Origin of the sequence: Paenibacillus sp. GYB003 (assembly GCF_036577625.1) — a bacterium.
Taxonomy (GTDB): domain Bacteria; phylum Bacillota; class Bacilli; order Paenibacillales; family NBRC-103111; genus Paenibacillus_AB.
In genome coordinates, this window is record NZ_JARBDC010000033.1 from 59,962 (window position 1) to 86,600 (window position 26,639).

At 56.8% G+C, this 26,639-nt stretch carries 32 protein-coding genes and 1 tRNA gene; 22 read left to right on the forward strand and 11 right to left on the reverse strand.

All coding sequences use genetic code 11. The features are described 5' to 3' along the window. Positions 1-109: 109 nt before the first annotated feature. A complete protein-coding gene (locus PV407_RS11915) occupies positions 110-604 on the reverse strand; it encodes a DedA family protein (RefSeq protein ID WP_332090143.1) in 495 nt (164 codons plus the stop codon). Between the two features lie 102 nt (positions 605-706). Beyond that, complete coding sequence (locus PV407_RS11920) at positions 707-1,747, reverse strand: AI-2E family transporter (RefSeq protein WP_332090144.1); 1,041 nt, start codon at positions 1,745-1,747, stop codon at positions 707-709. A gap of 203 nt (positions 1,748-1,950) precedes the next feature. Here PV407_RS11920 and PV407_RS11925 point away from each other — a divergent pair, with 203 nt between their 5' ends. Both PV407_RS11925 and PV407_RS11930 read left to right on the forward strand, forming a co-directional pair. After that, on the forward strand, positions 1,951-2,631 hold the full coding sequence (locus tag PV407_RS11925; protein WP_332090145.1) for a response regulator transcription factor: 681 nt from the start codon (positions 1,951-1,953) through the stop codon (positions 2,629-2,631). Continuing rightward, complete coding sequence (locus PV407_RS11930; protein ID WP_332090146.1) at positions 2,628-4,388, forward strand: sensor histidine kinase; 1,761 nt, start codon at positions 2,628-2,630, stop codon at positions 4,386-4,388. The genes PV407_RS11925 and PV407_RS11930 overlap by 4 nt, the downstream gene beginning before the upstream one ends. A gap of 65 nt (positions 4,389-4,453) precedes the next feature. Here the strand turns inward: PV407_RS11930 and PV407_RS11935 are convergent, their stop codons facing one another. Further along, positions 4,454-4,705: a hypothetical protein gene (locus PV407_RS11935; protein WP_332090147.1), complete on the reverse strand. Its 252-nt coding sequence runs from the start codon at positions 4,703-4,705 to the stop codon at positions 4,454-4,456. A 205-nt stretch (positions 4,706-4,910) separates the two neighbouring features. Between PV407_RS11935 and PV407_RS11940 the strand changes: the two genes are divergently transcribed. The 4 genes from PV407_RS11940 (at position 4,911) to PV407_RS11955 (ending at position 8,622) form a co-directional block, all read left to right on the forward strand. Then, positions 4,911-5,891: an ABC transporter ATP-binding protein gene (locus PV407_RS11940; RefSeq protein ID WP_332090148.1), complete on the forward strand. Its 981-nt coding sequence runs from the start codon at positions 4,911-4,913 to the stop codon at positions 5,889-5,891. Further along, entirely contained in the window at positions 5,888-6,691 is an 804-nt protein-coding gene (locus tag PV407_RS11945; RefSeq protein ID WP_332090149.1) for an ABC transporter permease, read from the forward strand. Before PV407_RS11940 ends, PV407_RS11945 begins: the two co-directional genes overlap by 4 nt. Before the next feature lie 7 nt (positions 6,692-6,698). Further along, positions 6,699-7,481 carry an ABC transporter permease gene (locus PV407_RS11950; protein ID WP_332090150.1) on the forward strand — a complete coding sequence of 261 codons (783 nt, stop codon included), beginning with the start codon at positions 6,699-6,701 and terminating at the stop codon, positions 7,479-7,481. Between the two features lie 403 nt (positions 7,482-7,884). Beyond that, on the forward strand, positions 7,885-8,622 hold the full coding sequence (locus PV407_RS11955) for an ABC transporter substrate-binding protein (RefSeq protein WP_332090151.1): 738 nt from the start codon (positions 7,885-7,887) through the stop codon (positions 8,620-8,622). A 541-nt stretch (positions 8,623-9,163) separates the two neighbouring features. Here the strand turns inward: PV407_RS11955 and PV407_RS29530 are convergent. Together PV407_RS29530 and PV407_RS11960 are read right to left on the reverse strand one after the other, a co-directional pair. Further along, positions 9,164-9,337 carry a helix-turn-helix domain-containing protein gene (locus PV407_RS29530; RefSeq protein ID WP_442951650.1) on the reverse strand — a complete coding sequence of 58 codons (174 nt, stop codon included), beginning with the start codon at positions 9,335-9,337 and terminating at the stop codon, positions 9,164-9,166. Further along, positions 9,264-9,746 (reverse strand): AraC family ligand binding domain-containing protein, encoded by a 483-nt coding sequence (locus tag PV407_RS11960; RefSeq protein ID WP_332090226.1) that lies wholly within the window; start codon positions 9,744-9,746, stop codon positions 9,264-9,266. The genes PV407_RS29530 and PV407_RS11960 overlap by 74 nt, the downstream gene beginning before the upstream one ends. 256 nt (positions 9,747-10,002) lie before the next feature. On the opposite strand from PV407_RS11960, the gene PV407_RS11965 reads away from it, so the two are divergent. The 4 genes from PV407_RS11965 (at position 10,003) to PV407_RS11980 (ending at position 13,477) form a co-directional block, all read left to right on the forward strand. Then, positions 10,003-10,075 (forward strand) — tRNA-Val (locus PV407_RS11965). Between the two features lie 342 nt (positions 10,076-10,417). Continuing rightward, complete coding sequence (locus PV407_RS11970) at positions 10,418-10,720, forward strand: DUF1811 family protein (RefSeq protein WP_332090152.1); 303 nt, start codon at positions 10,418-10,420, stop codon at positions 10,718-10,720. A 146-nt stretch (positions 10,721-10,866) separates the two neighbouring features. Beyond that, on the forward strand, positions 10,867-12,072 hold the full coding sequence (locus tag PV407_RS11975; RefSeq protein ID WP_332090153.1) for an HD-GYP domain-containing protein: 1,206 nt from the start codon (positions 10,867-10,869) through the stop codon (positions 12,070-12,072). Between the two features lie 154 nt (positions 12,073-12,226). Then, positions 12,227-13,477: a peptidase gene (locus tag PV407_RS11980; protein WP_332090154.1), complete on the forward strand. Its 1,251-nt coding sequence runs from the start codon at positions 12,227-12,229 to the stop codon at positions 13,475-13,477. Here PV407_RS11980 and PV407_RS11985 read toward each other — a convergent pair. Then, complete coding sequence (locus tag PV407_RS11985) at positions 13,450-13,752, reverse strand: 4a-hydroxytetrahydrobiopterin dehydratase (protein ID WP_332090155.1); 303 nt, start codon at positions 13,750-13,752, stop codon at positions 13,450-13,452. The two genes, PV407_RS11980 and PV407_RS11985, sit on opposite strands and share 28 nt — an antisense overlap. Before the next feature lie 107 nt (positions 13,753-13,859). Here PV407_RS11985 and PV407_RS11990 point away from each other — a divergent pair, with 107 nt between their 5' ends. Further along, positions 13,860-14,156: a hypothetical protein gene (locus PV407_RS11990; RefSeq protein WP_332090156.1), complete on the forward strand. Its 297-nt coding sequence runs from the start codon at positions 13,860-13,862 to the stop codon at positions 14,154-14,156. Between the two features lie 56 nt (positions 14,157-14,212). Here PV407_RS11990 and PV407_RS11995 read toward each other — a convergent pair whose 3' ends face one another. Then, positions 14,213-14,593: a cupredoxin domain-containing protein gene (locus PV407_RS11995; protein WP_332090157.1), complete on the reverse strand. Its 381-nt coding sequence runs from the start codon at positions 14,591-14,593 to the stop codon at positions 14,213-14,215. Positions 14,594-14,852: 259 nt separating this feature from the next. Between PV407_RS11995 and PV407_RS12000 the strand changes: the two genes are divergently transcribed. From PV407_RS12000 to PV407_RS12030, 7 genes are all read left to right on the forward strand, one after another. Continuing rightward, positions 14,853-15,104: a hypothetical protein gene (locus tag PV407_RS12000; RefSeq protein ID WP_332090158.1), complete on the forward strand. Its 252-nt coding sequence runs from the start codon at positions 14,853-14,855 to the stop codon at positions 15,102-15,104. An 83-nt stretch (positions 15,105-15,187) separates the two neighbouring features. Next, positions 15,188-16,501 carry a S8 family peptidase gene (locus tag PV407_RS12005; RefSeq protein ID WP_332090159.1) on the forward strand — a complete coding sequence of 438 codons (1,314 nt, stop codon included), beginning with the start codon at positions 15,188-15,190 and terminating at the stop codon, positions 16,499-16,501. A 206-nt stretch (positions 16,502-16,707) separates the two neighbouring features. Further along, positions 16,708-17,706 carry an ABC transporter ATP-binding protein gene (locus tag PV407_RS12010; RefSeq protein ID WP_332090160.1) on the forward strand — a complete coding sequence of 333 codons (999 nt, stop codon included), beginning with the start codon at positions 16,708-16,710 and terminating at the stop codon, positions 17,704-17,706. After that, complete coding sequence (locus PV407_RS12015) at positions 17,703-18,506, forward strand: ABC transporter permease (RefSeq protein ID WP_332090161.1); 804 nt, start codon at positions 17,703-17,705, stop codon at positions 18,504-18,506. The genes PV407_RS12010 and PV407_RS12015 overlap by 4 nt, the downstream gene beginning before the upstream one ends. Continuing rightward, the gene (locus PV407_RS12020) at positions 18,490-19,284 is read left to right on the forward strand and encodes an ABC transporter permease (protein WP_332090162.1); all 795 of its coding nucleotides are present in this window, start codon (positions 18,490-18,492) and stop codon (positions 19,282-19,284) included. The genes PV407_RS12015 and PV407_RS12020 overlap by 17 nt, the downstream gene beginning before the upstream one ends. Before the next feature lie 88 nt (positions 19,285-19,372). After that, entirely contained in the window at positions 19,373-19,816 is a 444-nt protein-coding gene (locus PV407_RS12025; RefSeq protein ID WP_332090163.1) for a GNAT family N-acetyltransferase, read from the forward strand. A 95-nt stretch (positions 19,817-19,911) separates the two neighbouring features. Next, positions 19,912-20,157 (forward strand): DUF3892 domain-containing protein, encoded by a 246-nt coding sequence (locus PV407_RS12030; protein ID WP_332090164.1) that lies wholly within the window; start codon positions 19,912-19,914, stop codon positions 20,155-20,157. Positions 20,158-20,264: 107 nt separating this feature from the next. On the opposite strand, the gene PV407_RS12035 is transcribed toward PV407_RS12030, so the two are convergent. Then, entirely contained in the window at positions 20,265-21,023 is a 759-nt protein-coding gene (locus PV407_RS12035; protein WP_332090165.1) for an MBL fold metallo-hydrolase, read from the reverse strand. 229 nt (positions 21,024-21,252) lie between these two features. Between PV407_RS12035 and PV407_RS12040 the strand changes: the two genes are divergently transcribed. Then, a complete protein-coding gene (locus PV407_RS12040; protein WP_332090166.1) occupies positions 21,253-21,444 on the forward strand; it encodes a hypothetical protein in 192 nt (63 codons plus the stop codon). Here the strand turns inward: PV407_RS12040 and fdhD are convergent. Further along, positions 21,437-22,234, reverse strand: coding sequence for a formate dehydrogenase accessory sulfurtransferase FdhD (gene fdhD / locus PV407_RS12045; protein WP_332090167.1), 798 nt, complete (start codon positions 22,232-22,234; stop codon positions 21,437-21,439). The genes PV407_RS12040 and fdhD overlap by 8 nt on opposite strands. 94 nt (positions 22,235-22,328) lie before the next feature. Here fdhD and PV407_RS12050 point away from each other — a divergent pair, with 94 nt between their 5' ends. Next, entirely contained in the window at positions 22,329-24,677 is a 2,349-nt protein-coding gene (locus PV407_RS12050) for an FdhF/YdeP family oxidoreductase (protein WP_332090168.1), read from the forward strand. Between the two features lie 13 nt (positions 24,678-24,690). Here PV407_RS12050 and PV407_RS12055 read toward each other — a convergent pair whose 3' ends face one another. After that, entirely contained in the window at positions 24,691-24,852 is a 162-nt protein-coding gene (locus tag PV407_RS12055) for an aspartyl-phosphate phosphatase Spo0E family protein (protein WP_332090169.1), read from the reverse strand. Positions 24,853-25,139: 287 nt separating this feature from the next. Here PV407_RS12055 and PV407_RS12060 point away from each other — a divergent pair, with 287 nt between their 5' ends. Beyond that, positions 25,140-25,769 carry a stalk domain-containing protein gene (locus PV407_RS12060; protein WP_332090170.1) on the forward strand — a complete coding sequence of 210 codons (630 nt, stop codon included), beginning with the start codon at positions 25,140-25,142 and terminating at the stop codon, positions 25,767-25,769. An 86-nt stretch (positions 25,770-25,855) separates the two neighbouring features. Beyond that, complete coding sequence (locus PV407_RS12065) at positions 25,856-26,155, forward strand: DUF1292 domain-containing protein (protein WP_332090171.1); 300 nt, start codon at positions 25,856-25,858, stop codon at positions 26,153-26,155. Between the two features lie 60 nt (positions 26,156-26,215). Here the strand turns inward: PV407_RS12065 and PV407_RS12070 are convergent, their stop codons facing one another. After that, positions 26,216-26,635 carry a DUF1885 family protein gene (locus tag PV407_RS12070; RefSeq protein ID WP_332090172.1) on the reverse strand — a complete coding sequence of 140 codons (420 nt, stop codon included), beginning with the start codon at positions 26,633-26,635 and terminating at the stop codon, positions 26,216-26,218. Between the last annotated feature and the right edge of the window lie 4 nt (positions 26,636-26,639).

A 26,639-nucleotide genomic window follows, 5' to 3' on the forward strand; every position in this document is an offset into this window, starting at 1 on the left:
CCGTTCGCGGATTGCTGTTCGCGATACTATTGGTCGCCCCGGTATGGGCCCTTATCGCATGGCTGTGGAGTCACTCGTGAGAGTGGCTTTTTTGTCTTTGGAAATGCGTTCACGCAAAATCGAAATGATAACCGACGAAATAGCCCAGCGTAATGAAGAACAGACACCAAACGAGCGCCCCGACGCCGGCGAACAGCAAATATTTGCGCTGGCTCATGCCGCTGACGCCGGACAAATAGCACGTCAAATGCCGGATGCCCGGGATGAAGTAGCCGAAGCTGACCGTCCACGGCCCGTACCGGTCGAACCATCGCTCGGCCGTTCCGAGCCGTTTCGGCGTCAGCTTGATCCATTTCCCGTATTTCCGCAGCGCCGGCTTGCCGACCGAACGGCCGACCCAGTAGCTGACGACCATTCCCGTCATCGCACCCATCAGGCTCACCGCAACGGCGGCCGGATAATAAAACATGCCGATCGACGCCAAATAGCCGATAAACGTCAGCAGCAGCTCGTCCGGTACCGGGATGCCGACAATGCCCAACGCCAGCAGTACATAAAGCGCGATATAGCCGTATTGACCGATCAGATCCTGTACAACGTGCACATCGATTCACTCCGTTTCGGCAAATGCAACAAGCTGCCGTTCCGCGAAAGCGGAAGCGTGGCGGCGGGAAGAGCGGGCTTCCGGTCCGTTTTCCCGGCCGCACTATTTGCGGACAGGCGTTTCCGGCAGCCGGTCGGCCGGCTTGCCGATCGTTTGAACCTCCAAAATATCGAGCAAAAAGACGAACGTCGGAATGCCGACGATCAGCCCCCATACGCCGAAAAAGTGTTCGGAAAACAGCAGGACGACGAACGTGAAAAACATCGGCAAATGCGTTTTCGACGCCATCAGCCGCGGATTGAGCACGTACGCCTCGAGCGCGTGAATGAGCGTGACCGTGACGAGCAGGTAGACGATATAGAGCAAACCGCCGATGCTGTAGGCGATCGCGCATAACGGGATGAGCGACAAAAAGACGCCGGCGACCGGCACGAGTCCCAAAACGAAAATGAGCAGCGCTAGCGCGAACAAGTTGGGAAAGCCCATGATCCACAGCGCGAGCGTCGTCAAGACGCAGTTGATGAATGCGATCAGCAGCTGGGTTTCGATCACTTTCCCGAACGTATGGATAAACTTGCGGCCGAAAAACTCGATCTCGTTGAACAGCCAGCCGAGCTTGCTCGTCCGGAATTGGCGCGTAAACCGGATCACGTTCTCCTTGCCGAGCAGCAAAAACAGGCTGAGCAGCAGGGCAAGGAACAGATGAAAGCCCCAATTGCTTATTTTCATCGCGAAATCGAGCCCGTGCTTCACCATTCCCTGCACGTCGATCGTATCCAGAAACGAGACGAGGTACCCCGACAATTCGTTGTCTTGCGGCAGCGTGCCGGCGCGCTTCACCAGGTCGATCAGCTGTCCCGCCTGATTGATGAGAGCGGGAAACAGCTTGAAGCCGCCGGCTACGAGCAGCGAAGCGAGCAGGACGTACAACAGCGCCAGCACCAGCTTCGGATTGACCGGAACGAGGCGGCGGACGAAACGGCATACGTAAAAATGGATCCGGTCCATCAGAAACGTAAACAGAAACGTCAGCAGCATCATGTTCAGCATGCTGCGGAGCAAGTACAGAATAAGGCAAAACAAGGCGAGAATGCCGAATCGTTTCACGTCTTTGTTTTGCAGCAGGCCGATGAAAACGTTCATGCGATACATCCTTTCGGGGCGCGGGTCGTCTGCGGGTACTCGTTCCCGTCAGTATAACAGGCCGCTGTGTACTTCATGTGTTCATCGATCGTTCAAGCACGGCTTCCGTCCGCGGACATACAAAAAACACACGGATCGGTTATACTGGAAATCGAAGCTTGGATGAGCGAGCCGGAATTCCGGAAATCGGAGGTGCATGCGAATTGAAGCGGAGCGTATTGCTGGTGGAAGACGAAAGCCGGATCCGGGAAATCGTCGCCGATTATTTCGCGGAGGAGCAGTGGACGGTGCACGAGGCGGACAACGGCGGCGATGCGCTGGATATGCTGGAGACGATGAGGCCCGATCTCGTCATCCTCGATATATGGCTGCCGGGGCTCGACGGCTGGACGGTTTGCAAACGAATACGGGCGAAATCCGATATCCCGATCATCATGCTGACCGCCAGGTCGGAGGACGACGACAAGCTGCTCGGCTTCGAGCTCGGCGCGGACGATTACGTGACGAAGCCGTTCAGCCCGAGGCTGCTCGTCGCACGGGCGAAAACGCTGATCAAGCGGGTCGAAGGGACGGTCGGCAAAGACGACCATATTATCCGGTTCGGCCGCGTCGTCGTCAACAAACGGGCGCACCGCGTCGACATCGACGGAAGCGGGATCGAGCTGTCTCCCAAAGAATACGAGCTGCTGCTCTACTTATATAAGAACGCCGGCATCGTTCTTTCGCGCGAAACGATTTTGGACCAGCTGTGGGGGTTCGATTACGACGGCGACGCGCGGGTCGTCGATACGCACATCAAAAAGCTGAGAAGCAAGCTGGGCGACGAAGCCCGCCATATCCGCACCGTCATTCGCGCCGGGTATAAGTTCGAGGAGGACCGATGAGCGGCCGCGGAGTCGTCGTCAAGCTGTTCGCGATTACGGCGTCGCTGTTCGTCGCCTTTTACGCGATCGTGCTCGTCAGCCAGCTGCTCTTTTTCGAGCAGTTTTACGAGCATTACAAGCTGTCCGCGCTCGGCAAAAAGCTGCGGACGTTCGGGCAGCATTACGCGCAAATGCGCGACGACGACCGTATCTCCCGCGAAATCGCCCTGTTCATCAACAAAAACAAATCCCAGCTGGCGATTTTGACCCCGGAAGGCAAAATCGTCCACGATAACCCGTTCCGAATCGTCATCCGTGAGCCGGACGGGCATCAGGTGAAAGTGTCGCTGTCGACGTTCGCCTCCAAAGGACGCGAACTGCAGGCGGCCAAGCTGAAGCGCGGGGACCGGATCGAGGTCGAAGGCTTTTTCGAGGACGAAACGGCACGCGACTGGCTGTACCCGGTCGAAATCAAAAAAGCGGGCGCGAAAGAAATTCGCGGCCTGGAAGGGATCGAGACGCCGTACCCGCGGGAGCGCATCGTCGGCGACATTACGGAGCTGCTGCTCCCGGGGCTGAAGCAGTGGAATTTGCGCCAGGGGATGCTGTCGCTCGCTCTCGAGGAATGGTTCCCGCTGTCGGACGCCCATAAGGCGGAGCTGCAAAAAGGGAACCGCATCGAGGAGGAATGGATCGATTCGTGGAGCGGCGTGCGCAGCTTCATCGCGATCCAGCCGGTCATGCGGGACGGCCGCGTCAGCGAGCTCATTTTCGCCTTTGCGTCGCTGCAGCAAATCAGCGAGGCGTACGACGCGCTGCAGCTGTTTTACGTCTATATCGGAATCGGCGGCTTCCTGCTCATTTTGCTGCTGTCGCTCATTTTCTCCCGATTGATCGCAAGGCCGATCGTCTCGCTGAACAACGTCGCCCGCCGCATGGCCAAGCTGGACTTTACGGCGAAGTCGCCGATTCGCCGCAACGACGAAATCGGCAGCCTGTCGAACAGCCTGAACAGCTTGTCCGAGACGCTCGACGCGACGCTGAAGGAGCTGCAGCTGGCGAACGAGCAGCTGAGAGAAGACGTGGAGCACAAGAAGCGGATCGAGCATATGCAGAAGGAGTTCGTATCGAACGCCTCGCACGAGCTGAAAACGCCGCTCAGCGTCGTCAGAGGGTTCGCCGAAGGGCTGAAGGACGGCGTAGGCGAAAGCAAGCGGGAACGGTATATCGAAGTCATATTGGACGAAACGGAGAAGATGGAGGAGCTCGTCAAAGACATGCTCGAGCTCGCCAGACTGGAGTCGAAATCGATCAAGCCGAAAAAAAGCGTCTTCTCGATCGGCGAGCTGACGGAGGACGTCGTCGACAAGCTGTCGCATCATTTGAAGGACAAGTCGCTTACCGTCGTCACGGTCGCGGCGAACGAGCAGTCCGTCCACGCGGACCCGGGGATGATCGAGCAAGTGATGTTCAACATTATGATGAACGCGATCCGGCACGCCGTTCCGGGCGGCGATATTACGGTTCGCATCGAGAAGGAAAGCGGGATGACCCGTATCTCGATCGAGAACGAAGGCGAGCCGATCCCGGACGATCAGATCGCGCACATCTGGGAGCGGTTTTACCGGGTCGAGCGGTCGCGCAACCGGAAAACGGGAGGAACCGGGCTCGGGCTCCCGATCGTCAAGCTGATTTTGGAGCTGCACGAAAGCCGGTTCGGCGTGGCCAATATGGAAAAAGGCGTATGCTTCTGGTTCGAGCTGCCAGCCAATCCTTGATTGAAGAAGGACGCGCGCGTTCAAGCCGGAAAGGGGAAAAAGGCCGAAAGCGGCCTTTTTCCGTCTCATTCGCCATGTGTCCGTCTGCACCGGACGATCAAGCGTTCGCCGACGCGAAGGTGGATGCGGATTTCTCTGCGAAACGATTCGCAGCCGACGACGATGACCCGCGGACTTCCATCGCAGGTGGCGACGACGAACTGGCCGGGTCTGAGCGTAATTCGCCGGGTGACGAGCGTGAATCCGCAAACGAGCGCTACCGATTGGCCGCGGCGAAGGCGAATGACCCGCGCGCGGCTGAAACTATGAGTGCGCATGGCTCTCCCTCCCTTCCTGCTAGCAGTAGATGAGAGAGAGACAAGTTTGGTAACGGTACTAGCCGATGATTTCGCGTTATATTGTCCGTTATAGTTGTTTTTTCTCTTGCCCGGGCATCCCCGCGAATCTAGAATGATATATTGCTTCCGTCCGACGGAAGCGCTCGGAAGAGCTTATTCAGAATCGGGGAGGCGACATGACCCAGTGATTTCGGTATCGGGGTTAAGCAAATCGTTTCGCGTCGCGAAGCGGGCGAGCGGCATCGGGCAGGCGCTTAAAGCGCTTGTCGTCCGCGAGTATAAAACGGTGCAGGCGCTAAACGGCATAACGTTCCGCATCCGGCCCGGAGAAATCGTAGGCTACATCGGGCCGAACGGCGCGGGAAAATCGACGACGATAAAAATTATGAGCGGCATTTTGGTGCCCGACGAAGGCGAATGCTCCATAATGGGGTATACGCCGTGGAAAGATCGCGTCGCCTACGTGCGGCATATCGGCGTCGTGTTCGGGCAGCGGTCGCAGCTATGGTGGGACGTGCCGGTCATCGATTCGTTCGAGCTGCTGCGCGACATTTATAAAGTGCCGGAACGCGCGTACCGGGACAGCCTCGACCTGCTTGTCGAATCGCTCGATTTGCGAAGCCTCGTTCATATGCCCGTCCGCCAGCTGAGTCTCGGCCAGCGGATGCGCTGCGAAATCGCCGCATCGCTATTGCACGGTCCCGACATTTTATTTCTCGACGAACCGACGATCGGTCTCGACGCCGTTTCCAAAATCGCCGTCCGCCGGTTTATCAAAACGATCAACGAGCAAAAAGGCGTCACCGTCATCCTGACGACGCACGACATGAACGACATCGAAGCGCTGGCGAACCGGATCATCATGATCGGAAACGGGAGTCTGTTGGTGGACGGGACGCTGAACGAACTGCGGGCCCGTTTCGGCTCGCGCAAAACGGTCACCGTCGACTATCGCGAAACGGCGGATGCGCCGCTCGAGCTCGACGGCGTTCAGCTGCTGTCCCGTTCCGCCACCAGAGCGGTTCTGCTCGTCGATATGGAACGGACGAAAATATCCGGAGTCATCAGCGAGCTGTCGGAGAAAGTCGATATCGTCGACGTCTCGATCGAGGCGCAGCCGATCGAGGATATCGTCGTCAAGCTGTACGAGGAGTATCGCATATGAAAGCGTATTACTCCGTGTTGAGGCTCAGGCTGCTGCTCGGTTTGCAGTATAGGGCGGCGGCCGTCGCGGGCGTGATGACGCAATTTTTTTTCGGATTTTTGTTCATCATGATTTTCGAGGCGTTTTACGCGCAGACGAGCGGGGAGCCGCCGATGTCGCTCGAGCAGCTCATCGTATACTTGTGGCTTCAGCAATCGTTTCTCGCCTTTATTATGCTCTGGTTTCGCGATAACGAGCTGTTCGACTTGATTACGAGCGGAAATATCGCCTACGAGCTGTGCAGACCGGCCGGCCTGTACGAATTTTGGTATGCGAAGCTGCTCGCCCAGCGGCTGTCCGCCGCTTTGCTGCGCTGCGTTCCGATTCTGGTCGTCGCGATGCTGCTTCCCCGCCCGTACCGGCTGACGCTTCCGCCAGCCGCATCGTCGTTTATGCTGTTCGCGGCGGCGTTATTGCTCGGGCTGCTCGTCCTCGTCGCCATCTCGATGCTGATCTACATTTCCGTCTTCTATACGATGTCTCCCGTCGGTTCGCTGCTGTTGTTCGGCTTGCTCGGGGAGTTTTTGGCCGGGATGACGATTCCGGTTCCGCTCATGCCTTCATGGCTGCAAACGATCGTGCTGCTGCTGCCGTTCCATCTGACCGCCGATTTTCCGTTCCGGGTGTATTCGGGGCATATTCCGCCGGCGGAAGCTTTCCGCGGCATCGGACTGCAGCTGCTCTGGCTGGCCGCCCTGCTGTTCGTCGGGAAGACGGCGCTTCGGCGGGCGCTTCGCCGAGTGGTCGTACAAGGAGGTTGAGAACGCGGTGAAACTGTACTCGAAGTATGTGCTTATTTTGTTCAAATCGCAAATGCAGTATCGCGCGTCGTTTTGGCTGCTGACGATCGGACAGTTTTTCATCCCGTTCGCGATGCTGGCCGGCATTTACTTCCTGTTCGAGCGGTTCGGCCAAATCAAAGGGTGGACCTTTTACGAGGTCGCCCTCTGCTTCGCCGTCATACATATGGGCTACTCGATCAGCGAATGCTTCGCCCGCGGCTTCGACGCCTTTTCCAGCCTCGTGCGCAACGGCGATTTCGACCGGCTGCTCGTTCGTCCGCGCAGCACCGTCATTCAGGTGCTCGGCTCGAAATTCGAATTTACGCGATTCGGGCGGCTGCTGCAAAGCGTCTTCGTGCTCGTCCTGGCTCTCGGCGGCCTGACGGTCGAATGGACGGCGCTGAAGACGGCGACGCTTCTGCTCATGATCGCGGGCGGCGTCTTTATTTTCACCGGCATCTTCATCTTGGCGGCGACGCTGTCGTTTTGGACGATACAGGGAATGGAGATCGCCAATATTTTTACGGACGGCGGCCGGGAGATGGCGAAATTTCCGCTGAACATTTATCACCGATGGATCGTCCGTTTTTTCACGTTCGTCATTCCATTCGGCTGCGTCAATTACTATCCGCTCATGTACGTGCTGGGCAAAACGTCGGGAAACGATTGGCTCTACGCGCTGGCTCCGCTTGCGGGCTTGCTGTTTATCGTCCCGTGCGTCTTCGTCTGGCATATCGGCGTGAAGCATTATCGGTCGACGGGATCTTGAACCGATACGAAAAGGGAAGGGGGCCTTGGGGCTCCCTTTCGTTTTTGTGCATCGTCAAAATCGAACTTTAGCAACATTTATTCAAACCGCAGCAGTAAAAAAAACATGCCGCTTTGCTATTATTCCAGTAAGCGCTTTACTAAAAAAAGGGGAGGCTAACATTCGGATGAAAAAGAGGCTGCTATGTATCCAAATGCTTGCATGTGCGTCCGTGGCTTAGTTCGGTTGGATTCGAAAAGGAAAAGGAAACGAAGTGCAGGATTTGATTGCGGCCAAGGGCGAGTTCCCGATATGATTTACACCAGCAATACGTCTCTCCATCGATTCATCGATTTGCAGCTTACAACGGATCTTAACGAATATGCCCGAACCACCGGGTTCGATTTAGGAAAAATACGGCCCATTGTTCTGGAGTCGCTTTCCATGTACTCCGATAAAGGCCAGCTGCTTGGTGCCGTATTCCTTAAACTTTGCCGGATGGTATTACAATAAAAGCATTTTTGACAAGTTCGGAGTTAAGTACCCTAAAGATTTGATGACATGGGACGAGACGTTCGAGCTTGCGCGCAAGTTGACGCGGACGGATGGCGGGGAAGCCTACATTGGAATGGAACTGGATGCTCCCGACCGGATCGGAGGCCAAATGTCGCTGCCGCTGATCGACCTGAAAACGAATAAAGCGCTCATCGATACGGAGGGATGGAAAAAAGTATTGACCTTCATGAAACAAAATTACGAGCTGCCGGGCTATAAATTCGATTCACGCTGGGATTATCCATACATCGGATTTTTGCAGAAAAAAAATGTGGCGATGATGACCAGCTGGGCCGATCAAATGCTCGGTCCTTTGGAAGACATGCATAAAAAGGGGGATTCGATCAACTGGGACTGGGTGGCGCTGCCTAATTTCAAAGAGTATCTCGGAACCGGCCGGGAGGTTGACGTTCACATGATGATCCATTCGTCGCTCGGAAAGAAAAAAGAAATCGCCTGGAAAGTAATGTCGCATATTCTTTCCGACGAGGTTCAAACGATTGTTTCCAAATCGGGCAGGCTGCCGACGATCGCAAATCCGGACATCGAGAAGTTGTTCGGCTCCGATCTGGAACATCGTTTCATACCGATAATCCGAACGATCTGATCGGAATCAAATGGTTGGGCGACGGTCTGGATATATCGAATATCAACCTGCTTTATTCGGCGACAAAACGAGATTGCTCAGCAGTCGCAACGCATCCGGCGAGCTGTCCAGAGTAAATACGACCGGGAACGGAATTCCCGTCATCAATAATCCATACTACGACGATCGAATATGTCTTACTATTCGAATTTATAGAGGAACCTCACCCGGAGTCTACGATAAATATGTCGATCTTGGAGAAGTGGCATTCGATTGTATATCGGACTGCGGATATTTTTTAAACACCGGCGAGAAGTGGATAAACAGACCTGCCGGACCGATGGACATCATAAATCCGCATACGACTTTCCAGTCTGTCGAATATACATCGAGCAAGACCGTTATCGCGTACGGTACGGATATACCGATCGCAGGGTTATGGAAAAAAGGGGACAAAATTATCAATTCGAACCCTGCCGTAGGACTGCAGAAAGGGTGGATATGCACGGCGGACGGTTCTCCCGGAACATGGGTGAGCGAAGGAATATTGTAAGAAACGAAGTCAGTCTTTCTCAGCGAACTGTTTTCGAAATTGAAACGGCGTCATTCCGATTCGCGATTTAAAAAATCGGCAAAAATAAGAGAAGTTCGTAAGGCCGACCTCATTGGCGATCCGCTCGATGGATTCGGTCGTATCGGTAAGCAGCTTGCATGTTTGCTTCAGTCTTCTGGCCATCAAATATTCGGATATGCTCGTTCCCGTCGCTTTTCGAAATAATGTGGAAATATGATGCCCTGTTTTTCCACAAATTGTAAAATAATAGTTGAGGCGAGGAAAACGGTTTCACGTACGGCTCAAGGGCGATCGGATCAAATTCGAAGACAGAGCGGATCAGAGCCCCTGGAACATTATGTTCCACCGTTACTCCATGCGGTTGGAAAGGCGAATAAAATAAAAGCATTCCGGACTCGATATCGATGATCCGATTCTCGATCAACGCCTTTCCAACTCCCTCATGCAGGAAAAACAGTTCCATACCTTGATGCATATGGTAGATACGTCCCTGTTGACCGAGAGGGTCCTTTTTCCGATACGAGAAGTGAAAGGGGTTTTTCGTAAAATTGATATAATTCGTAAGTCGGATAAGATCACCTTCGTAACAACGGCGTTATGCGATGCAACTGTTCTTATAATTAGGATGCTACCATCCGGCCTATTGGTTTATAAACTTTTTTTCGTAGCTCTCCCGTTCATCTTTGAGCAATAAATCCCTTCGTTTGAAGGACTGATTCTTGAACAATCGGCGTATACCGCGCAATCCAAAAAAAATCGAGAAATAGTGTTGACATGCTCGAAAGTTCTTGCTATTATATTACTTGTCGCTGATGAATATTAAATACGATCTGTTAGCTCAGCTGGGAGAGCACTATCTTGACAGGGTAGGGGTCAGTGGTTCGAGCCCACTACAGATCATAACGAAAACCCTTGTAAATCAAGGGTTTTTTCCTTTTTGCCGACCGTTTTTTGCGGAAATCGGTAAAGTCGAATCGGGGCGCGCGGTCCAAACCGCGTTCGCCCTTTTTTTGTAGCAAGCGTCTTGCAGGAATCGACAAAATTATGTCGAATGATGTAATGAAATCGGCGAACGACGAACGGCGCAACCGTCCGGTAGTTCTTGGGAAGCGGTCGAACTCCTTCGCGGCGTAAGCTTTCTCATACTTTTTTCACGTTGTTCCTAATCGACAATTTGTGATAATGTAAAAATGAGACCGAAAATAGTTGCAACTACCCATACGCTAGGAACGGAGGAGGGAAATGAAACGATACGGCGAAATGTCCCGGGATGAATTGCGCGAGGAGCTGGACAGGCTGGAGGCGGCCAAGCGGAACGCCGAATTTCCCAGTCAGCGGGAGATGCTGGAGCAAAAAATATGGATGGCGAAGGCGTATTTGCGTTCCGACGAGACGTTCCCGCAGGGGGTATACAAGGTGGCCGGGCGGTCGGAGCCGTTCGAGCTGAAGTATGTTAACGGTGTCATGGCATGGGGCCGCATAGGAACGGAGGACGAGGCTAGTTTTCCTATATCGATGCTGGAGCGGCGCGAACATTCGTTGTAAAAACGCGAATCTTAAAATATTTTACAAAAACGTGATGAACAAGCAGGAATATTGTGGGAAATGTCGAAATAGTTGAACTATAATCCTTTTTCGATTTCGGCGTTCCCGAACATCCCGGCAGCCATTGCGTTTAGAGGGGTAACCGAATGCATAAGGGATTGCTCGATAGTACGGTCATGAACCAGGAACAGCGGGCGATCAGGTTGTTTTTGCTGCTGTTTTATGGTATCGGTTTCTCTTTTGACGCTTTTTATTTTTACGTGTATCCGAAATATATAGGCCACACGAGAGAGATCGGCCTTCCTTCGGGCGGGCTCGGCTACGGCATCTATGCGTTCCAGATCGCGCTGCTGTTCGCGGCCGTCTACCTGATGCGCAGACAGAGGCCGGATCTCGTCAAATACGTTTATTTGTACACGTATTTGGCCGTAACGGTATCCAACGATTTGTACGTCTACATAGGCTCCGACAACATTTACGAATCGAGCAACGTGGCGGAAGTTTTGTTCGTTTTGTTTTCGCCGATTTTTTTGAACAAAAAGTATTTTTGGACCGTCATCGGGGGCATAACGGCCAAGTACGTGCTGCTGCTTCTGGCGCTGCGCCAACCCGGACTGATGCTGCCGCTGGCGCTTTATCCGATTTTATCCGCGATGTCGTACATTATGCTGAACCGGTTTTACGGATACGTGAATGCGATCCGGGACTCGTACAATTGGCAATTGGAAGGCATCGTGAAAGGAATCGTCGCCACTCTGGAGCTGAAAGACCCGTACACGCGCGGACATAGCGAAAGGGTCGCCCATTTCTCGCTGGTGATGGCGAGACGGCTGAACCGTTTTTCGGAGGAACAGCTGAAGTCTTATTATTACGCTTGTTTGCTGCACGACGTGGGAAAAGTAAGCATCCCCGATCATATATTGACGAAGCCGTCCTCATTGACCGAGCAGGAATTCGAAATCATTCGTACCCACCCGGTCGTCGGCGTCAACGCGATCAAGCATATCGACGGCCTGCAGGACAGCGTCAGCGTCGTGCTTCACCATCATGAACGCTGGGACGGCCGAGGATATCCGGACGGTCTCAAGGGTGAACAAATCCCGCTTATCGCGAGAATTACAGCGGTTGCGGATGCGTTCGACGCGATGACGACGAAGCGGTCGTACCGCGACGCCTTGACCGTACAGGAAGCGTACAACCGAATCGTGCAAGGGAAAGGGACGCAGTTCGATCCCGCTGTCGTGCAGCTGTTTCAAGACGCGTATCCTCAAATCGTTCAGTACGTCGAGGAGGAGCGCGTCAAGCAGAACGCGTACACGGCAACAAACGCTGCGGCAACGGCTGCACCATAACTCGGACAAGGGGGTGAACGGTTATGAAGATCAGAAAACTCGCAAAAGTGAAAACGACTTGCTGGTGGTGCGGAATTTGGTGGTGAACGTGAAGGATGCAGCCGACTCGGCCGCATCCTTTTTATTTGGAACGAAGTCGGAGGGGGGCGGAAGCTTGAACGTTACGCCGCAAAGCCGGCTGAAGCCGGTGCAGCTCGTCGTTCGCCAAGACCGGAACGGCTATATCGTCGAAGATGCGGCGAACCGCGACTATTACGAAATGTCCGAGCTATGCGTGATCGCCCTGCAGCGCATGGGCGAAGGCGAGACGCTCGAGACGATCGAGCGGGAGCTGTCGGCCCGCTTTCCGGACGAAGACGTCGATCTCGCCGGCTTCGCGGAGCAGCTGCTCGAGCTTCGGCTCGTCGCCGAGCTGGACGGCATCCCGATCCGCAAGGACAACGGCGAGGCTCGCGGGCGAAACGATGCGGAAAAGGCGAAGACGTCCGGGGGCTTCGGCTGGATATCGCCTTCGTTCGCCCGGATGCTGTTTCATCCGGCGATGCGATGGCTGTACGCGGGCGCGATCGTTGCGAACGTCGCGCTGCTGGCGGCCAAGCCGGACTTGTTCCCGCGGTTTCGCGACGCCTTTCCGTTCGATTCGATGGCGCTGAACAGCGCGACGTGGCTCGGGCTTTCGTTCGCACTGCTCCTTCTGCACGAGCTCGGGCATATAACGGCCGTTCGCTCGTTCGGCCTTCCGGCGAAGCTGGGCGTCGGCCACCGGTTCGTGTTCGTCGTGTTCGAAACCGAGATGGACGGGATTTGGAGTTTGACGCCGAAGCAGCGGAACCGGGCGTTTTTGGCCGGCATGGGGGTCGATCAGCTGGTGCTGCTCGTTTGTCTGCTCGTCCAGACGGCGCTTCCCGGCGATCCGGAAATTGTTCGGAAGCTGGCCGCTCTGGCGGTGCTCGATCTCGTCGTGAAGCTGGCGTTCCAATGCTGCCTCTTCATGAAAACGGACCTGTATTACGTTGTGGAGAACGGGACGGGCTGCTATAATTTGATGGAACGAAGCTGCAGCTGGCTCGGCAGGAAGCTGTCGGGAAGGGAAGGGCGGGAGAAGGGGCGGGAAGAAGAGCCGCGCGCGGTTCGTTGGTACGCCGTCGTTTATGCGGCCGGCTATGTGCTCAACCTGGCGATCGTCGCCCTGTATTTCGCGCCGCAGCTTGTCGTTTCGCTTGCGACCGCGCTGCCGCGGTTGGCCGTGCCGGACGATGCGGCGCGATTTTGGGACGCGGTCGTTTTCGTGCTGGAAATCGTTGTGCTCGGCTCGCTGCTTCTCCGTTCCTTGATGAAAAACCGAACCGGCCGTCCGAGGGACGACCGGCACGGCGTTCAACCGGGACCGCACATGGAGCCGTAAAGCCGGTCGCACCGGTCCATCAGCTCGAAATCGAGCGGGGTGATGCCGCCTTCGCTCCAGGTCGTGACGCTGATCGTCACCATTTTGTACTCGATGGCGATCATCGGATGGTGGTTCAGCGCCTCGGCGGTCATGGCCGTATGCTGGACGAACTCGATGCCTTTCATATATTGCGGAAACCTGTATTTTTTCACGAGCCATTTCGCGTCTTTGCGAGTCCATCCCGGCCTTCCGGCCAACTGCTCTTGAATTTGCTCTTCGGTCATTTTCGCCATGAAGGGCACCTCACTTTCCGAATCCGAAAGGACGAACGTCCGGAATTCGCCGTGATTTTTGCTTTCCCTACATTATAAACCATCGCAGCGTAAAAGGGGGATGCACCGTGTACAAATTCGATGCGGGCGCGATGTTCGAAGCGGAATTGCTGCCGCACTCGCCTATTGTGGAACGAAGGGGATCGTTCATCGACGTTTATTTGAAGCTGCGCCGGAACGGAGCGGAATGGCCCGACGATTTGCCGGAGCCCGGGGCTCTCGTCATTTGCCGGACGGACGGGGAACCGATCGACTATGTCGCGCTTAACGAAGGCTGCGATTGCGAATACCGGTTCACGGAGCTCGAGAAGGAGCAGTTGAAACGGTACGTGCGGCGGGAACGGCTGGCCGAAAAGGCGACGTGATCCTGCCGGCGCATAGAAAAAGAGAGGGCGCTTGTCCCTCTCCAGTCCCGCAAACGTTATTCCACGATCAGCTTCGCTTTCATATTCACATGTCCGGCACCGCAAGGTACGGAGCAGACGATTTCGTACGTGCCCGGTTTGTCGAACGTCACTTCTTTGGACAGCTCTTTGCCGCTGAGCGAAATGCCGAGCTGGGTGATGTCGATGCCGTGGGTGCCTTCTTTATTTTTCAATACGACTTGCAACGTTTCCCCCGTTTTTACTCTATACTCGGCTTGATCGAACTGAAAGTTGCTTGCCGTAATTTTCAGTTGAGGTTTTCCGCTTTCTGCGGCCGCTTCGTCTTCGCTTTTTTCAGGTTTTGCGCTGACGAGCAGGAAGATCAGGCCGAACGCGCATGCCCCGAAAAACAAAACGGACATAATCCATTTGTACATCTGTGGTCCTCCTCGATCGAAATGTCACTTCACCGATTATACGATATTTTGGATTTCAAATCCATTCGCCCGTTTGACGTCTTTTTGACAAAACGTTGAACAAATCCATAGCTCCATTGTTGCCGAATGCGCCGCCTCGCAAACGGGCGCGAGGGGTAGGCATTCGTCTATTTTGCCCGGCTTGGGTGTTTATCCGTGTTCCGCATAGGTGCCATCCCATAGACTGATGGTAGATTGAAGGTCAAAGGGAGGTGCAATAATGGAATTTCCGAATAAACCGGTCAACGCGGTTTCTCCGATGATGAGCATGCCGAACATGGTCTCTCCGGCCGCAACGATGCCCGCAAACGTGAACGCCCCCTACGAAAACATCGCTCCCGCTTACACGGCGCCTTACATGCCCGTTCACGTCAGCCATTGTTATCCGAAAGCTCCGGCTTACAGCTCGGCCGGTACGATTTTGGTGCTGTTCATTTTGCTTGTCATCATTAGCCGCGGCTGCAAATATTGACGGCATGCCGCTAGATTCGGGCCGGGGCGGTGCGCTCCGGCTTCTTTCCGCTTTCGAAACGGAGAAGGAGGCGATGACCGGATATGCCGAAACGATCGGGCGGGAAGCCGAAAGCTTCCGTCGTCCATCCGAAAATGAACGCTCACCTGCGGCGCGCGGTTACCGATCCGCGGCGGCGCGGGGGGGCGAAATCGAAGCGCGGGACGTTTCAGGTCGTGATCGAGTTGAAACGGAGCCCGACGCGACGATGGCTGCAGTCCGTGAAGCGGGGAATGACGAAGCAGGGCGGCCATTTTCGCGTCATCCGGCGCATGTCCGCGCTTCGGGCGCTGTCGGCGCGACTGTCGCTCGCCGGGCTCCGCAAGCTGTGCTGCCGCAAGGACGTGAGGCGGGTGCATCTGGACCGCAAGGTGCGCGTCAGCCTGAATATCGCCACGCCCTCGGTCGGAGGGGCGGCGCTGCAGCGGCAAGGACTCGACGGCAAAGGGGTGACGATCGCCATCATCGATACGGGGGTGTATCCGCATCCCGATTTGACGAAGCCGACGAACCGGATCGTCGCCTTTAAAGATTTCGTCCGCGGCCGGAAACAGCCGTACGACGACAACGGTCACGGCACGCACGTGGCCGGGGACGCCGCCGGCAACGGCTTCAGCTCGGGCGGCAAATACAAAGGGCCCGCGAGCGCGGCGAAGCTGGTCGTCGTCAAGGCGTTCGGCCGGGACGGCGACGCCGACAGCTCGGACGTGGTCGCCGCCGTCGACTGGGTGCTGCGCAACCGCCGAAAATACCGGATTCGCGTCCTCAACATGTCGTTCGGCTCGGGAGGCGTATCGCGATGCGCGGACGATCCGGTTTGCAGAGCGGCGGAGCGGGCCTGGAGGGCGGGGCTCGTCGTCGTCGCCGCCGCCGGAAACGCCGGGCCGGGCGCGCGATCGATCGAGTCGCCCGGCATCAGCCCGCTGCTCGTCACGGTCGGAGCGACGAACGACCGCAGAACGGTCAGGCAAAACGACGATACGATCGCGCCGTTTTCCGGCAGAGGCCCGGTCGCGGGCGGCCGCGTCAAGCCCGATTTGGTCGCGCCCGGCGTGGGCATCGTCTCGCTTCGGGCGCCCGGTTCTTTGAACGACCGCGGCAATCCGTCGGACCGGGTCGGCAAAAGCTATTTTCGCATGTCCGGCACGTCGATGGCGGTTCCGATCGTGTCGGGCGGAGCGGCAGCGCTGCTCCAGCGAAATCCGAAGCTGACGCCGAACCGCGTCAAGCGGCTGCTGAAGCGCGGCGCGTTCCGCTTGAAGGCCGCCGCGAACGCCCAAGGAAGCGGCGAGCTGAACCTCCGTTTCGCCGTTGCAAAAAAAGCGTTGCAGCTTCCGCGGGGCCGTGGTAATATGTAAAAATATTACTGGAAGAGCTTCTAGGGATCCGATACCGGCGCGAAGCCGCAGACGAACCGAGCGAAGCTGGGCGCGAACGGAATATCGCGCTACACCGTGGGGATAAAAGACCTGTGGCAAGTTCCGGCTCTATGGACGAGCGGACGGCCGCGGGTCTTTGCTGCTTTAGCGAAGTAAATCGGCGATCCGGGAAGGAGACGAACGCTGTGAAGGCGATACGGGTAAGAGGACTGACGAAACGATTCAGGCAAAAACGGAAACGGGAAGGGCTCGCGGGCAGCGTAAAAGCGTTGTTCCGTCCCGAATTTACGGAAAAGACGGCCGTGCACCCGATCGATTTCGAGGTGGAGGCCGGCGAATTTTTGGCGTTTCTCGGCCCGAACGGGGCGGGGAAATCGACGACGATCAAAATGCTGACCGGCATCCTGCATCCGTCGGACGGCGATGCGGAGGTGCTCGGCTTCCGCCCGTGGAGCGAGCGCAAAAAGCTCGCCTACCGGATCGGCTCGGTGTTCGGGCAAAAATCGCAGCTGTGGTACCATCTCCCGCCGGCGGACACGTTCGAGCTGATGCGGCGCATTTACGAGCTGGACGAAGCCGACTACCGGAAGCGGCGCGCGGAGCTGATCGACCGGTTCGAGCTCGGCGCTTACGTCGACGTGCCGGTCCGCAAGCTGTCGCTCGGCGAGCGGATGCGGTGCGAAATCGCGGCCGCGCTGCTGCACCGTCCCGGCATCGTTTTTTTGGACGAACCGACGATCGGGCTGGACGTCGTCGTCAAGCACAAAATCCGCGAGCTGCTGAAAGAGATGAACGAGAAGGAAAACATCACCGTCTTCCTTACGTCCCACGACGCGGGCGATATCGAGCAGCTGTGCCGGCGGGCGATCGTCATCAATCACGGGCGCGTCGTGCTCGATTCGAGCGTGGCCGATTTGAAGCGGCTCCATCTGACGCGCAAGACGATCGAGCTCCGTCTGAAGGACCGGCCCGAGCCGATCGACCATCCGGGCGTGGAACAGCTCGAATCGCTCGACAACCGGCTCAAGCTGTCGGTCGACACGTCGCGGACGTCGATCGAGCGGGTGCTCGCCCATATCGTGGACCGGTACCGGCTCGACGACGTCACGATCGAAGATCCGCCAATGGAGCAAATCATTACGCACATCTACGAAAGCCACGCGCGGAAGGAGGGAGGCGGATGACAGCCGTCCGCAAGCTGGCCAAATATACGGCGTTCGCCCGCGTGACGGTTCGCAGCCATTTGGCCTACGTGCTCGACTTTTTGATCCGATCGTTGTTTCTTCTCGTCATTTTGTTTATTTTTTTTCAGCTATGGTCGGTGACGTTCGCGGGAGTGGGGGAACGCGAAATCGAAGGGTATACGTTCGAGCAGATGATTTGGTATTTGGCCGTTGCGGAATCGATCATTCTCGCTTCGCCGAAGCTGAACGCGAAAGTCGAAGCCGAGGTGAAAAACGGCGATATCGCCTACCAGCTGACGCGGCCGGCCAGCTATTTGCTCATGCATTACGGCAGCTACATGGGAGAGGCGGCGGTCCGCGTCGTCATCAACCTGCTGCTCGGCTCGGCGCTGGCGACGCTTTGGTTCGGCTGGAGCCCGCCCGGCTATAACGTTCCGCTCTGTCTGCTCGTCATGATCGGCTCGTTCACGGTCAATTTCCTGCTCGTCATGATTTTGTCGTTATGCGCATTTTGGGTCGAGGAGACGCGGGGACTCGATTTCGTTTACAACAAGCTGCTGTTTACGATCGGCGGCATGCTGCTTCCGCTGGAAATGTTCCCGGACTCGCTTCGTTCGGTCAGCGAGTGGCTGCCCTTCCAGGCGGTCGCCTATTTCGCCGCGAAAACGGCCGTCGCGCCGGATCCGGGGGAAACGGTCCGGATGGTCGCGATTCAGTGGAGCTGGGCGGCCGCGCTGGTCGCCGTCGCGGCGTTCGTGTACCGGAAAGGGGTGCGAAAGCTGAATGTCAACGGCGGGTAAGCTGCTTCGATTCGTTCTTACATGCTGGAAGCTGAACTTGGCCGGCGCGATGGAATACCGGATGAGCTTCCTGCTGACGGCCGGGATGATGGTCGTCAACAACGTCGTCTGGATCTTTTATTGGGGCGTCTATTTCACCAAGTTTCCGATCGTGAACGGCTGGCAGCTGCAGGACGTCATGATGATGTGGGCGATCGGAGCGGGCGGCTTCGGACTGTCGGCCGTCCTGTTCGGCAACAGCTACGCGATGGCGGGCATGATTGCGAACGGCCAGCTGGACGTCTATTTGACCCAGCCGAAGCCGGTGCTGCTCCACGTGCTCATCAGCCGCATGTCGGTATCGGCGATCGGAGACGTCGTTTTCGGCCTGATGCTGTACGCGATTTTCGGCGACCATACGTTTTCCGGGCTGTTGAAGTTCGGGTTCGGGCTGACGCTCGCTACGGTCATTTTCGTCTTCTTCAACGTCATCGCGCAAACGCTGGCGTTTTACATCGGCAATGCGGAAGGGATCGGCCAGCAGGTGTTCATCGGCTTCGTCACGTTTTCGACGTATCCGACCGACATTTTTAAAGGAATCGGGCGGCTCGTCCTGTTTACGGTCATCCCGGCCGGCTTTATCAGCTATATGCCGATCGGTTTGCTGCGCGAAGTGAAATGGCCCTTTTTGGCCGGGGCGACCGGGGTCGGCGGTCTGCTGACGGCGCTCGGCATTTTGTTCTTTTACCGCGGCCTGCGCAAATATTCGTCCGGCAACATGATGACGATGCGCTCCTGAGGATGCGCGGCCTCGCCGTTCGGGCTATAATGGACATGCCGGACTTTCCGGTTCCATATCGCACTATGAAGAAGGACGGGGAGGACCAATGGACATCATCGAAGCGCGCGACGCCGAGCGGCTGGAGCAATGCTTGCGGCTGCGCAAAGAAGTGTTCGTCGCCGAGCAGAACGTCCCCGAGCATTTGGAGGTCGACGAGCTCGATACGCCGGACGGGGCATGCCGCCATTTGCTGCTGGTCGATCGCGGCGAGCCTGTCGCCACGGCGAGAGTGAAACGATACGATGCGCAGACGGCGAAAATTCAGCGCGTCGCCGTAAAAGCGGCTCGAAGGGGACAAGGCTGCGGCCGCCGGATCATGGAGGCGGCGGAGCGGCTTGCGGCCGATCTCGGCTATTCGTACGCGGTGCTCGACGCGCAGCTGCAGGCCGAGCCGTTTTACGGCCGGTTGGGGTACGCGACCGAATCCGACGAACCGTTTGACGACGCGGGCATCATGCACGTGCGCATGCGAAAACAACTGCGGCCGTAAGCGGTTCGCTTTCGGAACGCGCGAACGTTCATATTTTGGCGAATTCCGGGAATAGTAACGTTGTACCGCGAATTTACAGCGAAGGAGCTGCCGATATGGATTTCGCATCGGGAAACGACCGAGAATCGTTCGTAGCCGTTCAAAAAAACGGGGATGGCGACATCACCGCCTTCAAAACGTCGACCGGCCGCGTGCTGAACTACGAGCAAGCTCTGGCGGAAGTGAAGTCGGGCGCCATTCAAGGCGTCAATGCATTTAAAGGAAGAGACGGCGAGACGTACATTCGGGGAGACGCGGACGGCGACCCGAGCAACAATTTGGACAATTTGCCGATGTTTTGACACGGCGACACGCAAAACCCGGGGCGAGCCCCGGGTTTTTTCCGCAACAAGACGTTTTCTCGGGATCGCCCCGCGGCCGGCGAAGGAAGCGTCCTTTCGCGCCGGCTTTACTTTGCTTCGACGGACGGCGGAAAGGCGTACGTTTCGTGCTGGCGCATAAACGTCATCGCCCCGGCTTTATCCGCGAACTGCTCCATATTGTCCCCGTAGTGCATCAGCCAAATTTTGCGCTGAACCGTTTCGGGCAGCGTCAGCAGCTCGTCGAGCGTGGCGTGGAACAAGCCCTGCCCCTCCAGCTGGCATTCGTGGAGCAAATATTCGCACCCCCGATCCTGCGCGGCCTGGATCAGCTTCGGATCGAAGACGGTATCTCCGCTGTAAAACAGATTGTCGTTTATGACGACGGCAAAGCTGGGCATGTCCGGAAAATGGCGGGTCGGCAGCAGCTCCAGCCTCACTCCCGGAGCGACCGTTTGCGGGACGCCGGCCCGGAACGGGACGACGCGGAAAAAATCGTCCAGCGTTTGCCGTCCGCCCGCGCCGAATTCCAGACCTCCGCGCAGCGAATAATTCCACAGCGGCGCTACGAGCCGCTCTTCGATAAAAAGCGCCGGTTTTTTATTGTAGTCGAACTTCAGGCGGAGCATCAGCTCTTCGAAGCCGCCGATATGATCCGCATGAAGGTGCGTCACGAGCACGCCGTCGATCACGTCGAGCGGTACGTTCAGCCGGTGCATCGCCAGCGGGGCGGTTATGCCGAAGTCGATCATGAGCGTATAGTCGCCGCATGTCACGAGTGCGTTATTATTGAAATAGTTTTTCGCGAATGCCGAGCCGGTGCCGATCATCCGGATTGTGATGCTCATACGCTTCCCCCTTCGGCCTAGAACACATATAGTAAATGTATCATTTTTCCACAAGCTTGAAAAGAACGGTTCGCCCGAATTCGACAAAATTTTCATAGGCCCTGGGCAGGACTCCCCGCGCAAACATTTCGTTTTTCCCGGTACAGGCGCGGAGTCCGCTTTCTCCGCGTCCGCATACACTACAATGCGAATCCGGCATCTATTCGCTCGAAGCGGGGGAGGGAGCACGATGGCAGGCAAAAAAGCGAAAAAGCAAGTATCGTCGGCAAAGCCGCAAGCCCAATATAAAATCGTCACGTCGGACGTATGCGAAGTTTGCAAAAAGCAGTGCGCGCGCGGCATCCAATACATGGCGCTGATGGAACGGCCGGGCGCGGTCGGCGGCGGCGTTCCATGCATCCTGACCCGGTATTTCAAATAGGGGCGATACGCTCCCCGCGGGTATACACGTTCATGCTCCCGCCCCGCAAAAAGCCGACGGCGGTCAGTCCGAGCTCCTCGGCCAGCTGCAGGCCGAGGTCGGTGGGCGCCGATTTCGACAGCAGCACGGGGGCGCCGATTTTGACCGCTTTCAGCACGACTTCGGAAGAAAGCCTGCCGCTGAAGACGATCGTTTTGTCCGCCGTTTCCACGCGATTCATCAGGCAGTGCCCGTACAGCTTGTCGAGCGCGTTATGCCGGCCGATATCGGTAAAATGGGCCAAGATGCCCGTCTCGTCGCACAAGGCGGCGCCGTGAACGCCGCCGGTCAGCCGATGCGCGACGGAGGCCGCGTGCAACTGCCGCATCAGCTCGTAGCAGCGGGACGGGGCGATCGTCATGTCCGATTCGAGCTTTCTCGACGTCTCGGCGTCGGTACGAAACACGAAGGAGAGCCGGCTTTTGCCGCAGCACGAGCCGATGCGGCGCTTGGAAAACAGCGACGGATCGAGCGCTTGCGGACGCGCCAACCGGACGTAGGCGATGCCGCGGTCCTCGTCGATCGCCAGCTCCTCGATATCGTCATAGACGCGGATCGCTCCTTCCGAGGCGAGAAAGCCGACCGTCAGCTGCTCGAGGTCGGTCGGCGTGCAGACGATCGTCGCCCATTCGGCGTCGCCGGCGTAAACGGTGAGCGGATATTCCGCGGCGATCGGATCGTCCTGCTCCGTCCATGCGTCTCCGTCGTATTTTCGGACAAGCCAGGCGGCCGTTTCTGTTTTGCCGGTCATAGCAGCATTCCTCCCAGGTTCGATTCCGGGATGCCCATCCCGCGCGTTCATGGTATTATGATACCATGGAAAACAGGCGGGAGGATGGTTCGATATGGGAAATACGAAGCATACCGGTCCGGTCAAGCTCGGCCGGACGCCGCGCCCTTCGCTGTGGGTCAGCCCGGTTCCGCTCGGGCTCGGCAAGGTGAAGCCGCATCATCTGTGGGATACGTTGAAAGCGCTTTACGACAATCGCGACAATTTGCCGTACGCTTACCGCATCTTGACGAAAGGGGTTTGCGACGGCTGCGCGCTCGGCGTTTCCGGGCTGCGCGACCGGACGCTGGACGGCCCCCATCTGTGCACGACCCGGCTGAACGTGCTCCGGCTGAACACGATGCCGGCGATTTCCCCGCATTGGCTGGACGATATCGAACGGCTGCGGGCGATGAGCGGCGCCGAGCTGCGGGGGCTCGGCCGCATCCCGTATCCGCTGCTGCGCCGCAAGGGCGAGGGCGGGTTCACCCGCATCGGCTGGGACGAAGCGCTGAACCGGATCGCGGACAAAATCCGCGGCATCGATCCGAAGCAGCTCGCCTTTTATTGGACCGCCCGCGGCATTACGAACGAGGTGTATTACGCCGCCTCGAAGGTCGCGCGGTTTCTCGGCACGAACAACATCGACAACGCCTCTCGCATTTGCCATTCGCCGAGCAAGACGGCGCTGAAACGGTCGCTCGGCATCGGCGCGTCGAGCTGCAGCTACAAAGATTGGATCGGCGCCGACGTGCTCGTCTTCTGGGGCTCCGTCGCGGCGAACAACCAGCCGGTTTCGACCAAATATATGTACGCGGCGAAAAGGGCGGGGACGAAAATCATCGTCGTCAATCCGTACCGCGAACCTTCGATGGAACGGTATTGGATTCCGTCGATTCCGGAAAGCGCGCTGTTCGGCACGAAAATCGCCGACGATTTCGTGCAGGTGAATATCGGCGGCGACATCGCGCTGATGAACGGAATCATGAAGATCTGGTTCGAAATGGAGAAGGAGAAGCCGGGCTCGGCGCTCGACCGGAACTATATCAACGAGCATACGACCGGCTGCGAGGAGCTGAGGCGGCACGTCGCCGCTCTCGATTGGACGGCGCTGGAACGAAGCTCGGGTCTGACGAAGGAACGCATCGGCGAGTTCGCCCGTACGCTCGCTTCGGCCCGGACCGGAGTGTTCGTCTGGAGCATGGGCCTTACGCAGCACCGGTTCGGCACCGACAACGTATCCCAGCTCGCCAACCTGGCGATGCTGCGCGGTTTCATCGGCCGGGAACAATGCGGCTTGATGCCGATTCGCGGGCATAGCGGCGTGCAGGGCGCCGGCGAAATGGGCGCCGAGCCGATGTCGCTGCCGGGAGGTGAACCGCTGAACGAGGAAAGCCGGAAACGGTTCGAAGCGTTATGGGGCTTCCCGATCCCGGCTTGGCAGGGCGACATCGTCGGCTTGTCGCTCGAAAACGCGCTGCTGCCGGAAGGCCATGAGCGGCGAACGCGCGTCCTGTATACGAGCGGCGGCAACTTTTTGGAAACGATGCCGAAGCCGGACTTCATTCGCTCGTGCCTGGAGCATATGGAGCTGCGGGTGCATCAGGACATCATTTTGAATACGTCGGCTCTCGTCGACGCGTGCGAGGAAGTGATCGTCCTTCCGGCGATGACGAGATACGAGCAGCCCGGCGGCGGAACGTCGACAAGCACGGAGCGGATGGTCTACTTCAGCCCGGAAATCGAAGGCCCGCGCATCGGCGAGGTAAGGGCGGAATGGGACATCATCGCCGACATGGCGGCGAGAGTGAAGCCCGAGCTGAAGCATAAAATCGCTTTCGCGTCCGCGCAGGCGATTCGCGACGAAATCGCGGCGGCCGTCCCTTCCTATGACGGCATCCGGCATTTGTCCAAGGCAGGGGACGTCTTTCAATGGGGCGGGGCGTGGCTTTGCGAAGACGGAATATGCCCGACGCCGGACGGCAAGGGCAAGCTTCTTGCGATTCAGCTCCCGGAATTGCGGAAGCCCGAAGGACATTTTTACGCGACGACCCGAAGGGGCAAACAATTCAACTCGATGGTGTACGACCGGAAAGATCCGTTCAATGCCGCGATGCGCGAAGACGTCCTGCTTCATCCGTCCGACGCCCGCGAGCTCGGAATCGCGGAAAGCGAAGCGATCGTCGTTTACAACCGCAACGGAACGCTGTACGGACGCGCCAAAATCGCCGATATCTCGCCCGGGAATATCGAAGTGTACTGGCCCGAAGGCAATGTGCTGTTTCCGAAAGGCGTCTACGAGCCGCATGCGGGAATTCCTGAATATAACGGCGCGGTTATCGTCGAGAAGGCCGAAACGTTTTTCGCGTACAAAGATACGCGCTACGCGGAGAGGCGGATTGCGGAGCTGGAGATCGACCCGTAAGGCGTACGGGCCGTTAACGGTCGTATCGCATCACTTTGACGATCAGCTTGTCCAACCGCTGGCTGATTTCGACTACTTGCGGGTGCCGGAAGTTGTACATGCATTCTTTCGCCGTACGTTCCAGGAGCTTTTTCATTTGATCGATTTCCGCATGCAAACCGAAATACTGGCTCATGATGATTCCCGCTTCCTCATTGATTAAAATCTTCTGTATCAGTTTACATGATTTCGGCCGATTGCGTAACTTGAATCTATGAAACTTAATTATTATTTACAATGTATTTGGTCTGGTGTATTATAAAAATTTTACCAATCTTTAAGAAGTTCTTCCAGCCTGAACTTCATGGAATATTTAAACAATTATTGTAACGATTCTCTATCGAAATTGCAAATATTTTTATCGTTTTTGCGCGCAACTTTTCATTCGACACCGAGTATAACTGTTCAGAAATGAGAAGTTCGATGGAGGTTTTCGAAGTGAAAATGAAGCGGCTTGCTTTACTTACAGCCACCTTGGTCGTGCTCGGCGCAGGAATCGTCTATGCAGGCTCGCCATGGGGAGATTATCAAGGATACGCCAAAGTGAGAGTGCAATTGAACAACGAGGGGGTGCCGACAGGCGACGTTCCCGCGTTCATGATAGACGGCCGCGTCGTGCTGCCGCTTCGCGAGCTGTCCGATTCGCTCCAGGCGATGGTCAAATGGGACGACGAATCGAAAACGGCTTATTTATACAAACCGAACGTACATATGTTCGTAGCCAAAGACATCGCAAAGGACGATTCCCCGAAGACGCCGTTCGGCAAAGTGAGCCAAGGCAACAAGCTCGATTTCGTCGTAGCCGCCCAGGTGGACAGCTTGGCGACGCCGATTCAATCGTTCAAGATCGATCTCGTGTCTCCGGAAGGAGCCGTCATCCGTTCCACGAACGCGGTCGCGCTGCAGGACGGCAAGGACAGCTTCTGGTACAGCTGGCCGCTCGAGAGCGTATCGTTCGATTCGTACGGCAAGTACAAGGTGCAGTTCAAAATCAAGCTGGACGATATTCGCGACTATGCGGTCGTTTCCGAGAAAACGATCATATCCGAGTAACCCGGACGGACCTTCATTGACCGGAATATGGGAAAATGGTACGATAGGAACGGTTCGAAATCCAATCGACGAAATGAGGGTCATGCATGAGCGAGCATCAGCACGACGAAAATTGCGGCTGCGGCGACGAACACGAGGAAGACGTGTTCATATTGACGGACGAAGACGGAAACGAACACGAAATGGTGATCGTATATACGTTCGAAACGCAAAACAAAGCTTATGCCGTACTGCTCGATCGAAACGACCCGGAGGCGGACAGCATCATTTTCCGGATCGACGAGGAAGGCGACGAGTCGTTCCTGGTCAACATCGAAGACGACGCCGAGTGGGAGCACGTGACGAACGTGTACGAACAGATCGTCGCGACGGAAGCCGAAGCGTAATAAAGCGAACCAAACCCCCTTCTCCCGTGCGGGAAAAGGGGGTTTCATTTGCCCGGGTCCTTATTTGCGGGGGTTGAAGTACATCGTGCGCCCGTTGAACAGCTTCAGCTCCGCCTTCAAGTTTTTGGCCAAATATTTGCACAGCTCGTTGCCCTTCGATTTGTCGCCGTGAGTCGCGTCGTCCGGAAGCGTCACCTGGATGTACGTACGCTCCTTGTCCTCGTCCGCTTTGCTGCCGACGCCGAACAAAATATACTTGTAGAGCGAGCTCGTGCCCTTCAAATAAAACCATTTCCCTTGGCTCTCGGGCTTCGTCTCCACCGTATAAGGAAAGGCGGATGCGGCGTAATCCCACCCGAGCTGCTTGCCGGTCAGCGCCGTTTGCTCCCGGTAGCGGTCCAAATGACCTTTCAATTCGTCCAGCGTCAAGGTGGACGCGCTCGATCCGTCCACGAGATAAATGTAAGCGCTTTGCGCCATAGCT

Coding starts and splice junctions, on each gene's coding strand:
- PV407_RS11920 (WP_332090144.1), bottom strand. CDS start 1,747: ATGAACGTTTTCATCGGCCTGCTGCAAAACAAAGACGTGAAACGATTC.
- PV407_RS11930 (WP_332090146.1), top strand. CDS start 2,628: ATGAGCGGCCGCGGAGTCGTCGTCAAGCTGTTCGCGATTACGGCGTCG.
- PV407_RS11935 (WP_332090147.1), bottom strand. CDS start 4,705: ATGCGCACTCATAGTTTCAGCCGCGCGCGGGTCATTCGCCTTCGCCGC.
- PV407_RS11945 (WP_332090149.1), top strand. CDS start 5,888: ATGAAAGCGTATTACTCCGTGTTGAGGCTCAGGCTGCTGCTCGGTTTG.
- PV407_RS29530 (WP_442951650.1), bottom strand. CDS start 9,337: ATGGCCAGAAGACTGAAGCAAACATGCAAGCTGCTTACCGATACGACC.
- PV407_RS11970 (WP_332090152.1), top strand. CDS start 10,418: ATGAAACGATACGGCGAAATGTCCCGGGATGAATTGCGCGAGGAGCTG.
- PV407_RS11975 (WP_332090153.1), top strand. CDS start 10,867: ATGCATAAGGGATTGCTCGATAGTACGGTCATGAACCAGGAACAGCGG.
- PV407_RS11985 (WP_332090155.1), bottom strand. CDS start 13,752: ATGGCGAAAATGACCGAAGAGCAAATTCAAGAGCAGTTGGCCGGAAGG.
- PV407_RS11995 (WP_332090157.1), bottom strand. CDS start 14,593: ATGTACAAATGGATTATGTCCGTTTTGTTTTTCGGGGCATGCGCGTTC.
- PV407_RS12000 (WP_332090158.1), top strand. CDS start 14,853: ATGGAATTTCCGAATAAACCGGTCAACGCGGTTTCTCCGATGATGAGC.
- PV407_RS12005 (WP_332090159.1), top strand. CDS start 15,188: ATGCCGAAACGATCGGGCGGGAAGCCGAAAGCTTCCGTCGTCCATCCG.
- PV407_RS12015 (WP_332090161.1), top strand. CDS start 17,703: ATGACAGCCGTCCGCAAGCTGGCCAAATATACGGCGTTCGCCCGCGTG.
- PV407_RS12020 (WP_332090162.1), top strand. CDS start 18,490: ATGTCAACGGCGGGTAAGCTGCTTCGATTCGTTCTTACATGCTGGAAG.
- PV407_RS12025 (WP_332090163.1), top strand. CDS start 19,373: ATGGACATCATCGAAGCGCGCGACGCCGAGCGGCTGGAGCAATGCTTG.
- PV407_RS12030 (WP_332090164.1), top strand. CDS start 19,912: ATGGATTTCGCATCGGGAAACGACCGAGAATCGTTCGTAGCCGTTCAA.
- PV407_RS12035 (WP_332090165.1), bottom strand. CDS start 21,023: ATGAGCATCACAATCCGGATGATCGGCACCGGCTCGGCATTCGCGAAA.
- PV407_RS12040 (WP_332090166.1), top strand. CDS start 21,253: ATGGCAGGCAAAAAAGCGAAAAAGCAAGTATCGTCGGCAAAGCCGCAA.
- fdhD (WP_332090167.1), bottom strand. CDS start 22,234: ATGACCGGCAAAACAGAAACGGCCGCCTGGCTTGTCCGAAAATACGAC.
- PV407_RS12050 (WP_332090168.1), top strand. CDS start 22,329: ATGGGAAATACGAAGCATACCGGTCCGGTCAAGCTCGGCCGGACGCCG.
- PV407_RS12055 (WP_332090169.1), bottom strand. CDS start 24,852: ATGAGCCAGTATTTCGGTTTGCATGCGGAAATCGATCAAATGAAAAAG.
- PV407_RS12060 (WP_332090170.1), top strand. CDS start 25,140: ATGGAGGTTTTCGAAGTGAAAATGAAGCGGCTTGCTTTACTTACAGCC.
- PV407_RS12065 (WP_332090171.1), top strand. CDS start 25,856: ATGAGCGAGCATCAGCACGACGAAAATTGCGGCTGCGGCGACGAACAC.
- PV407_RS12070 (WP_332090172.1), bottom strand. CDS start 26,635: ATGGCGCAAAGCGCTTACATTTATCTCGTGGACGGATCGAGCGCGTCC.